Source organism: [Phormidium] sp. LEGE 05292 (assembly GCF_015207735.1).
In the GTDB taxonomy this organism is placed as follows: Bacteria; Cyanobacteriota; Cyanobacteriia; order Cyanobacteriales; family Aerosakkonemataceae; genus Floridanema.
On record NZ_JADEWG010000195.1, the window covers coordinates 1 to 10281 of the forward strand.

Sequence of the window (10281 nt, forward strand, 5' to 3'; positions counted from 1 at the left end):
CCCCCTACCTCCCTACCTCCCTATCTCTTCTTCCCAGTCCCCAGTCCCCAACTTATGCTTGTGGAGTCCAAACAGTTTGATCTCCCTGTCCCCACATCCCGTCAAACTTAGTTACTTGGACATCTCCTAAAACTTTAGTTTGACAAGCCAACCGCAAGTTTTTACTGGGAGAATGGGGAGGAAGACCAAGACGGGCTTTTTCTCGCCAGCTGGCTTCTGACACATTCCCTTCTACTTTGACGGCGCAAGTGCCACAAGTGCCGAGACCACGACAGTTCATCATGGCAGCTTGACCATTGTACAGAGGAATGCCATTTTCCAGTAAAACTTTCCGTAAATTTGCGCCCGAAGCGCATTCAAATGTCTTTCCTTGGGCAGTTACTTTTGGCATAGATATTACCCCGATCGCTTTATGAATATTTTTGCACTTCTTTACATGACAGGACATAACAGGGCTTACCCTTTTCTATAGATACAGATGTAGGCTAATTGTTAGGTAAGAATTTACCCCTCAAAGAAACTTCTGGCTCTGAGTCTGGGAAAAGGGCAAAGGTGAAGGGGTAAAAGTGCCGGAAAATCCTTTTCCCTTTACCTTTTTCAATTCAAAAACCCTTTCTTTCTTATTTGATTCTTTTCCATGACCCGTAATACATCAAATCAGATTTGGATTTACGATACTACTCTGCGAGATGGTGCTCAACGCGAAGGGCTTTGTTTGTCTTTAGAAGATAAACTGCGAATTGCTCATCAGTTAGATGAGTTGGGAGTTCCGTTTATCGAAGGTGGGTGGCCTGGTGCTAATCCTAAGGATGTGCAATTTTTCTGGAAACTTCAGGAACAACCCCTCAGACAAGCGGAAGTGACGGCTTTTTGTTCGACGCGCCGACCGGGAACAACTGCGGCGGAAGATTCGCTGCTGCAAGCGATTTTGGCGGCTGGGACTCGCTGGGTGACAATTTTCGGCAAATCATGGGATTTGCACGTTACAGAGAGCCTAAAGACCAGTTTAGAAGAAAATTTGGCGATGATTCGAGATACGATCGAGTATCTCCGCAGTCAGGGACGGCGAGTAATTTACGATGCCGAACACTGGTTTGATGGCTATAAGCATAATCGAGAGTATGCTTTGCAGACTTTGAAAACGGCTGTGGTTGCTGGTGCGGAATGGCTGGTTTTCTGTGACACTAATGGCGGTACGCTTCCATCTGAAATTAGTGCCAATATTCGGGAAGTGGTGGCAGCTTTACCGGAACTGGAAGGCGATTTTCCCCAAATGGGCATTCACACTCACAATGATTCTGATACCGCAGTGGCTAATGCTTTGGCTGGGGTGTTAGCTGGGGTGAGAATGGTACAGGGGACGATGAATGGTTATGGGGAACGCTGTGGCAATGCGAATCTTTGTTCTTTGATCCCCAATTTACAGTTGAAGTTGGATTATGAGTGTATTCCAGAGGAAAATTTGGGAAAACTGACTCAAGTGAGCCGTTTTGTGAGTGAAGTTGCGAATTTAGCACCTGATGAACACGCGCCTTTTGTAGGTTTGTCAGCGTTTGCACATAAAGGCGGAATTCATGTGAGTGCGGTGGAACGAAATCCTTTAACTTATGAACATATTCAACCAGAAGAGGTGGGAAATCGGCGGCGGATTGTGATTTCTGACCAGGCGGGTTTAAGTAATGTGTTGGCTAAAGCCCGGACTTTTGGGATTGAGTTGGATAAGCAAAATCCGGCTTGTCGGCAAATTTTGGAACGTTTGAAGGTTCTGGAAAACCAAGGTTATCAGTTTGAGGCGGCTGAGGCTAGTTTTGAGTTGCTGATGCGGGAGGCTTTGGGACAACGCCAGAAGTTTTTTGAACTGAAAGGTTTTCAAGTTCATTGTGATATTGTTGCCTGCGATACTGATTCGAGTTGTGTGCCTTACGCTTTAGCAACAATTAAGGTTTCGGTGAATAATCAGGATATTTTGGAGGCTGCGGAAGGTAATGGGCCTGTGGCGGCGTTGGATGCGGCTTTAAGGAAAGCTTTGGTGAAGTTTTACCCGGTAATCGCTGATTTTGAGTTAACTGATTATAAGGTGAGAATTCTGGATGGGAATACGGGTACTGCGGCGAAAACGCGGGTGTTGATTGAGTCTAGTAATGGTTTGCAGCGCTGGATGACGGTGGGAGTTTCGACAAATATTTTGGAGGCTTCTTATCAAGCAGTGGTGGAAGGTTTGGAGTATGGTTTGATGTTGCATTCTTCGGCGAAGGCGGCGTTGACTTCTTCTTAGTTGAGGTTTTGGGTTGATTGATGAAGAATTTTCTCATGAAGTTCGATCGCTCAACCCAGCTTACATAAGTAGTTCTAATCATTAGAACACTGAATTAGGTATAAATACTAAATATGGGGGATGGTGGCTGAGTAATTGGGTAATACACTCTACAAATAGGGGTTTTGCTAAGTGTTAAACTAACAGATAATTTTTAGGTAAAATGGACTAGTAGCAGTTGATTGTGCTAAGATTCAATTTTAGAAGGGCGCTTCCCGATTGCACAAGACTAAACGCACAAATACAGCAAAAAGAGGGTAAGCGATTCTTGTTCAGAATATTTCCTAAAATAAATCAAATTTAATGGAGTGTATGACTCAGCAAGTTATTCACCCAATGGTGAAGTTGCAACGTCAAGTAGGATCTCTCATAGCATCTAACTTGATCAAGCCTAGCGATAGTATTTGGAAAATAGCCCTACTGTATGGGGATCAATGGGCTTTTTGGAAAAAAGAGTTGATCGATTTTGGCTTTTCAATGCAAGATCCGGTTCAGGATTTGCTGGAAGTGGAAGCCTGGGACGATGAATAATATCATTTCTCTGGAAGTTGGCTACAGATGATTGATGCGGCGACGTGGCGATCGCTCTTGGAGCCAAATTTTAGAGAATTGATATAAGTAAAAGTTTTGGCAAAAATAAGATTTGTTTTTCAGTTGAACAGCCAAAATTTTTTTACAGACAACCTGCAAGAGCGATCGCTAATTCCTGAGCAGACTGATATCTTTCTCTGAGATGCGGTTGGGTGGCTTTTTCAATCACCCGTCGCACTTTTGGAGTAATTGTCGGCACATTTTCCAAGGAAAAGTAATATATTCGCCCCTGCTGTTGATAATACTTGCGGGGACTTTCGCCAGTCAGTAGAAAAATTAGGGTAGCACCGACGGCGTAAATGTCAGATTGCGTTACAGGTTGACCTCGGTCTTGTTCGGGGGCGCTGAAACCTTCTGCACCAATGCGCGTACCCAAGGGTGTGCCAATTTCTTTAACTGCGCCGAAGTCGAGGACTACTATTTGATTGTCTCGCGAACGCACCAGTAAATTTGCTGGTTTAATGTCGCGATGAATCAGTGGTGGGTCTTGTTCGTGGATGTAATCCAACACTTTACAGGTTTGAATCATCCAGTCGATCGCTTGATTCGGTAAAACTGGCCCTGTATTGTAAACTCGCTTTTCCAAATCTTGACCATGAATTAATTCCATCGCCAAATACTTTTTCCCCGCCTCGACAAAGAAATCGTAAAATTGGGGAATTCCCGGATGATTTAAGTTTTTCAGAGTCCTGGCTTCCCTTTCAAACAATTCTTGGGCTTTGGCGATTTCTGCCATGTCCGCATTCATTTCTTTGAGCACCAACAACCCACCTGCCTTTTTTCCAGGAATTTGCGGTACCCAAGCTAAATAAGTGGTACCCATTCCCCCCTGTCCTAAAGTCTGTAACACCTGATATTGGCGGATCTGACGTTCGACGCGCAATGGTTGACCGCAGTGGATACAAAAAACATTATTTGGGGGATTTCCCGTATGAGAGCAGCTGTTCTTTGGGGGTGTAACAACTTTTGGGGGTGTAGCAACGAAAGGTTGAGCATAGGTAGTTTGAAAGGTAAACTTGAGTTTTGGCCCTCCTTGAGCCAACTGAATTAGTGAACCATTTCTCAGCCAAGCTTGGGAGACTAAAATTCCATCTAAAAATGTGCCGTTCGTACCCAAATTAATTAATCGCCAAGCCGTAGAGACTAAACAGTTGTTAATTCTGGATGCAGAAATTTCCACCAACCGCAATTCTAGATGGTGGCGGGAAACTCGGCTATCACTCAACACGACGTTGTTTTCTGGAGAGCGCCCGATGCGAATGATAGATTCTTTCTCAAATCGCCACTCTTCTAGGGGAGCCGAATTTTTTGGATGTAAGAGGGTCAGTTTGACCACCCCAGGAGATGTCATTATTCATTTAACCTCGGTGAATAACAAAACCCTCGACGATCGCCATTAACTATTGCCAACTCTAGCTTGATCTAAATCTGGTCGCACTTTCGCCCGAATCAAGATGGCTGTAATGTTGTCATGCCCATTGTACTGGTTAGCCAGTTCAATTAAATCATTGACACTTTGTTCCAAATTGCTGCGGGAACTTAGGTAAGGTTGGAGGTGAGTTTGCCAATGGTTTTCGATCAAGTCGTTATCCGACAGACCATCAGAGCATAACAGAAGCAGAGTATCTTCATTTAACTCAAAGAATTCGATATCGGGATCGACAAAATGCTCATTACGTGGCCCTAATGCTTGGGTAAGTTGGTAAGCGTCGGGACGAGAATAGGCTATTTCTGGGTCTACTCCCCGTTTAATTTCCCGTTGTCCGACTTCGTGATCTACGGTAATTTGTTCGATGCCTTGTCTACGGCTGAGGCTATATAAGCGGGAGTCTCCCACATGGGCAACGGCGACTTCAGTTTCTTGAATTAAGACCATAACTAAAGTAGTGCCCATGCGTCCACTACCGGAACGGGAGTCTTGTTGATTAATATCGTAGATGGCTTGGTTGGCTTTCAAGACTCCTTGGCGAATACAGTCTTCGTCTGGTAATTCTTCGTTCCAGTGTTGATGAAAGTATTCGATTAGGGTTTTCACGGCTAGGGCGCTAGCGATTTCTCCTCCAGCGTGTCCCCCCATGCCATCGCAGAGGATATATAAGCCCCGGGCTTCCATGTTGCGCCCGATCGGATTTTCGACTTTGGTAAGTTTAGTTTGAACTCCGAAGTAGTCTTCGTTATGCCGTCTTTGCCGACCTACGTCGGTACGACCTACATCTTCCAAACTTAGCAGCTGCATGGGTAAAACCACTGTGGGCATATCATCGTTACTCTCATTGGCTAGGGAGTAAGGATTCATCTGTTCTTTAATTACGGAGGCGGCTACTGAGGATGGAGAAATAGTTTGATTGTTGTTAGGTGCGATCGCTTCTGGTGCGTTTGTCACAGATGGTACTGATTCGCTTTGCAGTTCGTCGGCGATTTCTTGCAGACGGAATCGCAATTCTTCAATCGTCGAAATAGTTTCTAGCTTCAGGTCATTAATTAATACACCGATCGAACCCAATAAAGTGCGACCAGTATGATCGAATAAATTTTCCCAAACTTGTCCTAAAGTTGACAATTTCAGATTAATATCTGGTGGCTCTTTGTATAAGCGCACAATTCCTAGAGATTGGTCTTCATCTATTCGTAAATTGCTTAATTCTAATAAACTTTGCCGACAATGCCAGGGTTCAGTCGCTAACCACAGGGATGACATTTCGTGCAATATCTGTAACAAATGAATTTGGGGAATTTGATGGTCTTTCCACAGGTCTACTAAACTAGGCCAATGCGATCGATCTTCTATCAGGAGGATTTGGCGATCGTTCTCTACCCAAGCATCGTGGATTGTGGGTACGATCGGCTCAAACTCTGCTTTCAGTCTCAAATAAGCTTGAGCAATTTCCGGCACAGTTTCCCAAAAATCGATAATATTCTTACCGTCTGGTTCTTTCCCTATTTCTAGTCCCTGACTTTCCTGAAGAATGAAAACTTCTATAGGTGAAGCTTGCAAAGGCTGACAATCTAAGACTTTTACCTTAACTTCTTCTGTAATTTCTGACGCTAGTGGTTCTAAGAGTAGGTAGCGTTGCTGTTGGTCTAAATATACCTCTGGAGAGAATTCCGATATTGATTTTGCTGAATTGTTGTCTGGTGAGTGGTCTGCCAGTTCTTCTTCCCAGCTTACGTGAATTTCAGTTTTAACTGGTTCAGTTTCAGTAAGTATATCAGGCTGTTCTAAGCCCAGTTTCTCGGATGAAGAAGCCGCTATCAGTTCGGAATTGGCTGTTTTGCCTGGTTCCTGAATCTGAGAAACTTTCGCTTGAGTCACAGTGCGAGGTGAAATGATTGCTTGCCAAACTGTTCCGGTAAATGCCCCACATTGGGGGCATTCTTTGGCACTGTAACTAACTTGTGCGCCACACTCGAAACAAGCTTTGTGGGTGAGGGAGGCACCACATTGCTGGCAAAATTTATTGGTGACAGGGTTTTCAAATTGACATTGTGGACAGATCAGCATTTGAGGATTTCCTCAATTTCGAGGATGGATAGAAAAGCTAACAGGGTTAGTGGGGCTAAAGTTTGGAGAAAATCGCTAGTGCAATAAGGCTCAAAGGCAGAAGGTAGAAGGCACTAGAGTAAACAAGTAGAGTTAGAGAATTTTAGTTTATTTATAGCTCTGAGTTAATGCTAACTGATAAACATTTCCCAATTCTCTTTTCCCATTGTTGCATTTTGAATTGTAATTGATGGGGATTGCTGCTGAAATTTCTCTAAAAATTTAAACAAAAAATTTAGATTTGGGTAGACGTTAATTTACTTTGTTCAGACTCAATAAGGGTTTTAGTTCTTCTGTAGTTAAGTCTCGCCACTCTCCTGGTGTTAAACCTTCCAAACGGAGATGGGCAATTGCTACTCTCACTAATCTTAAGGTAGGATATCCCACTGCTGCTGTCATTCTTCGGACTTGTCGATTTCTACCTTCGGTGAGTGTCATCTCTAACCAAGCGGTGGGTACGTTTTTGCGAAACCGAATTGGCGGATCGCGGGGTGGTAATGTTGGTTCGGTGGGCAAAAGTTTTACTAATGCTGGTCTGGTTTGGTAGTCTTGGATTTTTACTCCTTGGCGGAGTTGGTTGAGGGCGGTTTGTTCTGGGATTCTTTCTACTTGTACCCAGTAGGTGCGGGGATGTTTGTAGCGGCGATCGCTCAAAAAATGTTGTAATTTACCATCATTTGTTAATAGTAGTAGCCCTTCGCTGTCTTGGTCTAAACGACCTACTGGATAGATTTCGGGAATGGAAATATAGTCTTTCAGGGTTTGCCTAGTTTTGTCAGGATTTTGGTTTTCGTCTGTAAACTGGCACAAGACGTTGTATGGTTTGTAGAAAAGTATGTATTTGTGTAGCACGTTGTACAAGTAGCTGGGGCTGCTTAGTTGCAAGTTTGCAGGTTAATATAATCCACAAATTTATTGTGAATTATTATCAATATTTATTGGCTAACTTTGTTTAAAACTCTTATTAACTGGCTTTTTCCAGTTCAGTGAATATGGTTTTTTCCAACGGACAAACACAAGCACCTTCTTGTAGCCACTGTTGTCCTACATGATATAAGGCACTCATTACTGGTTGAATTGCTCTGCCTTTTTCTGTCAGAGAGTATTCTACACGAGGGGGAATCTCTGGATAGACTTGGCGTTCCACTAAACCGTGTGCTTCCAGTTCTCGCAGTCGAATAGTTAATGTTTTACTGCTAATCCCTGGTAAGGCATCTAGAAACTGGTGGGTGCGGCGATCGCCTAAGAACAGTTCTCGCAAAATTAAGATAGACCACTTATTGCCGATCAAGTCTAGGGTAAACTGAATCGGGCATTTGTTTTCCAAGCAATCTTTAGTATCTAACATGATCTGCCAGTAAATTCTCTGTATTGGTTTCTATTTATCGATTCTATTTTAAAAAATTTTATACTTTCACTTCCGTTTTTTAGCAAAACTTTACTATTTAAGTTTTTATTTCACCTCTTAACTCGCTAGGTAAGAAAGTTTTATTTCTAGGACAATTCCTCTTATTCACTGTGACAAATAGGATTTTAGGAGACGGTTGACTGAGAGCTTAATTATTTGAATAATTCTCCGACATCGCGCCAAATAGCTATAAAATCGAAGTTTTTTGCTTATTTAATATATTTTATTTCTTTAATTTTCTACATACAATTTTAGCAGATTTTACCAATATTTTTTGTTGCTACAGATATTTTTGGCTGGGTTTTGTCTAAATTTTATTTAAAAAATAATTTAATTTTTACTCTATTTTAGTTGCTAACCATTGCCATTCAATAATTATAGAAGGCGGAATTTTTAGAGTAATATTTTTGTTTTCTAATAGAGGGATAGAGAGGTTTAAAAAGCTATTTTGAGGTAGTTGAGTAATTACATCAGTAACGTTATACTGAGCAACATTAGGCGCGGGAGATTCTGTAGCAAACAAATCTGTCGCTGTGAGTAATTTACTACTGCTAGTGGTAATTTCTAACGGTTGGGGATGGGCGATATCCACTATACCGGGAAATCCTACTAACCGGAGAATAAATTGGGGCGATCGATCGGGTGGAAATTGTTTAAAAAGTATTATTTGCCAAGCGTAACCTGTAGCATCTCGGAGTGAATGTTGGGATTGATATCGAGTTACTCCGGGTGCTTCTTGATATTCGCGGAGAACTGCGATCGCAGATGGACAAATTAAGTTAACTGGAATACAGAAAAACAGCAATATCAACCCACATAATAGTAGGTATCGAGAAACTAACTTTTTCATAGTCACGTAAGAGAATTAAGCGATCGCTTGTTTTAAATTCTGACAAAATTCTCCAATTGCTGTTAATCCCGCTGCTGGTGTACCATCTGCCAAACGCTTAACAAAAGCACTGCCTACAATAGCGGCATCTGCACCCCAATCTTTAACTTGTTTGGCGTGTTCTGGCGCAGAGATGCCAAAACCTACACCTATAGGTTTATCAGTAGTTTGGCGCATTTGTTGGAGTAAATCTGCCACTCGTGATTCTAATCCCGATCGCATTCCAGTAACGCCTGTTACACTCACCAAATAAATAAAACCTTGTGACTTTTGCGCGATCGCTTTAATCCTTTCTGGAGAACTGGTTGGCGCTACTAATAAAACTACCTCAATTCCCAATTCACTCGCAGGTTTAAGTAAACTTTCTGCTTCTTCTAAAGGTAAATCAGGTACAACTAAACCTTTTACTCCGACTTGAGAAAGCTGCTGTAGAAAATTTTCGATTCCTCGATGAATAATCTGATTGTAGTAGGTAAATAGCACAATTGGCGCGGTTAATTCTGGGATGACATTGGTTAACATTTTGAGTACGTCATCCAACTTTGTTCCTTTTTGTAATGCTCTAGTTGCTGCTGCTTGAATTACTGGCCCATCAGCTAAAGGATCGGAATAAGGTACACCCAATTCTATAATATCAGCACCATTGCGATCGAGAACTTTTAACGCTTCCGCAGTCGTTTGTAAATCCGGATCGCCAGCTGTAATAAACGGAACTAAAGCGCATTGGGATTGTGAACGTAAAGACTGAAAGCGATCGGAAATAGATGTCATTTTCTCAAAAGTAATAATCAAAAATTTAATTAATAGCGGTTAGCTGTTGCCTACTAGTTAATCATGAAGATTAACTAAACAACTACTAACCACTAAGCAAACTATTTTTTTTCTTCTTCAATTTCTGCCTGGAGCTTTTCTAATTCTTCAGGAGTCATTTCTTCGAGGCGCTTTTGCAAAACCGCCTCCTCATAATCTTTCAATTGCTGATTGTAAGTCATTTGCTTGGTGCCAGCCCGAAACAAATAAGTCAGCAACCAACCAATTAACCCAAAAACCAGCACAGCCTGACTCCAAATCCCCGCCTGCTGACTGTCTAAACCTACCAATTGTAGCAGTAGGAAAACTAAGCCACCAGCCAGGAAAATTCCCAAGCCTACGTAAATAATGTCAATCCGACGCATTTAGGGTTGACCGATAGTAAATTTTATGCTTCAACTTGTCGCCGCTTCGGTCGGTAATTCAAGAACGGCGCGAGTACCAACAATCCGGGAAAAAAGAAAAACACCAGAAAGTACATAAAACCGCGCTCAAAAGAGCCGCAAGTGTACCAGCGTTTTTGCATATAGAAAAACAGCAGTAAAGGAACTACCAGCAAATAAGCTCCACCCAAAATCAGATACAAAAGTGCAATCAGCATAGTCTTTACTTGTTTAGCAGCAACAACACTAAGCGCGGTAGGGAAGGTTACTCAATTATTTTACAGGACGATCGGCAATAAAAGAAGGCAGGGGAGACAAGGGGACGGGGGGACAAGGGGACAAGGG

Annotated in this window: 10 protein-coding genes and 1 pseudogene; 2 read left to right on the top strand and 9 right to left on the bottom strand. The window is 42.4% G+C overall.

Annotation, left to right across the window (positions count from 1 at the left end; translation table 11 throughout):
* Window positions 1–52: 52 nt before the first annotated feature.
* Window positions 53–391: a 2Fe-2S iron-sulfur cluster-binding protein gene (locus tag IQ264_RS29065; RefSeq protein WP_193985587.1), complete on the bottom strand. Its 339-nt coding sequence runs from the start codon at window positions 389–391 to the stop codon at window positions 53–55.
* Between the two features lie 246 nt (window positions 392–637).
* Here IQ264_RS29065 and cimA point away from each other — a divergent pair, with 246 nt between their 5' ends.
* Together cimA and IQ264_RS29075 are read left to right on the top strand one after the other, a co-directional pair.
* A complete protein-coding gene (cimA, locus tag IQ264_RS29070) occupies window positions 638–2275 on the top strand; it encodes a citramalate synthase (protein ID WP_193985589.1) in 1638 nt (545 codons plus the stop codon).
* A gap of 351 nt (window positions 2276–2626) precedes the next feature.
* Window positions 2627–2845 (top strand): DUF4327 family protein, encoded by a 219-nt coding sequence (locus tag IQ264_RS29075; RefSeq protein ID WP_193985591.1) that lies wholly within the window; start codon window positions 2627–2629, stop codon window positions 2843–2845.
* A gap of 142 nt (window positions 2846–2987) precedes the next feature.
* Here IQ264_RS29075 and IQ264_RS29080 read toward each other — a convergent pair whose 3' ends face one another.
* The 8 genes and pseudogenes from IQ264_RS29080 to ndhL all read right to left on the bottom strand — a co-directional run.
* Complete coding sequence (locus tag IQ264_RS29080) at window positions 2988–4256, bottom strand: FHA domain-containing serine/threonine-protein kinase (RefSeq protein WP_228061905.1); 1269 nt, start codon at window positions 4254–4256, stop codon at window positions 2988–2990.
* A 45-nt stretch (window positions 4257–4301) separates the two neighbouring features.
* Window positions 4302–6407, bottom strand: a complete 2106-nt coding sequence (locus IQ264_RS29085) for a serine/threonine phosphatase (protein ID WP_193985593.1) — start codon at window positions 6405–6407, stop codon at window positions 4302–4304.
* A 291-nt stretch (window positions 6408–6698) separates the two neighbouring features.
* Window positions 6699–7298, bottom strand: coding sequence for a pseudouridine synthase (locus tag IQ264_RS29090; RefSeq protein ID WP_193985603.1), 600 nt, complete (start codon window positions 7296–7298; stop codon window positions 6699–6701).
* A 112-nt stretch (window positions 7299–7410) separates the two neighbouring features.
* Window positions 7411–7794 carry a winged helix-turn-helix transcriptional regulator gene (locus tag IQ264_RS29095; protein WP_193985595.1) on the bottom strand — a complete coding sequence of 128 codons (384 nt, stop codon included), beginning with the start codon at window positions 7792–7794 and terminating at the stop codon, window positions 7411–7413.
* Between the two features lie 397 nt (window positions 7795–8191).
* Window positions 8192–8704, bottom strand: coding sequence for a DUF3122 domain-containing protein (locus tag IQ264_RS29100; protein ID WP_193985597.1), 513 nt, complete (start codon window positions 8702–8704; stop codon window positions 8192–8194).
* A 15-nt stretch (window positions 8705–8719) separates the two neighbouring features.
* Entirely contained in the window at window positions 8720–9514 is a 795-nt protein-coding gene (trpA, locus tag IQ264_RS29105; RefSeq protein ID WP_193985599.1) for a tryptophan synthase subunit alpha, read from the bottom strand.
* 101 nt (window positions 9515–9615) lie between these two features.
* Window positions 9616–9918 carry a DUF3007 family protein gene (locus IQ264_RS29110; protein WP_193985600.1) on the bottom strand — a complete coding sequence of 101 codons (303 nt, stop codon included), beginning with the start codon at window positions 9916–9918 and terminating at the stop codon, window positions 9616–9618.
* Window positions 9919–9941: 23 nt separating this feature from the next.
* Window positions 9942–10163 (bottom strand): annotated as a pseudogene (gene ndhL, locus IQ264_RS29115) (NAD(P)H-quinone oxidoreductase subunit L); the annotation flags it as partial.
* Window positions 10164–10281 lie beyond the last annotated feature (118 nt).

What these genes read in the sequence shown, in the direction of transcription:
- IQ264_RS29065 (WP_193985587.1), bottom strand. Translation starts at nt 391, where the DNA reads ATGCCAAAAGTAACTGCCCAAGGAAAGACATTTGAATGCGCTTCGGGC.
- cimA (WP_193985589.1), top strand. Translation starts at nt 638, where the DNA reads ATGACCCGTAATACATCAAATCAGATTTGGATTTACGATACTACTCTG.
- IQ264_RS29075 (WP_193985591.1), top strand. Translation starts at nt 2,627, where the DNA reads ATGACTCAGCAAGTTATTCACCCAATGGTGAAGTTGCAACGTCAAGTA.
- IQ264_RS29080 (WP_228061905.1), bottom strand. Translation starts at nt 4,256, where the DNA reads ATGACATCTCCTGGGGTGGTCAAACTGACCCTCTTACATCCAAAAAAT.
- IQ264_RS29085 (WP_193985593.1), bottom strand. Translation starts at nt 6,407, where the DNA reads ATGCTGATCTGTCCACAATGTCAATTTGAAAACCCTGTCACCAATAAA.
- IQ264_RS29095 (WP_193985595.1), bottom strand. Translation starts at nt 7,794, where the DNA reads ATGTTAGATACTAAAGATTGCTTGGAAAACAAATGCCCGATTCAGTTT.
- IQ264_RS29100 (WP_193985597.1), bottom strand. Translation starts at nt 8,704, where the DNA reads ATGAAAAAGTTAGTTTCTCGATACCTACTATTATGTGGGTTGATATTG.
- trpA (WP_193985599.1), bottom strand. Translation starts at nt 9,514, where the DNA reads ATGACATCTATTTCCGATCGCTTTCAGTCTTTACGTTCACAATCCCAA.
- IQ264_RS29110 (WP_193985600.1), bottom strand. Translation starts at nt 9,918, where the DNA reads ATGCGTCGGATTGACATTATTTACGTAGGCTTGGGAATTTTCCTGGCT.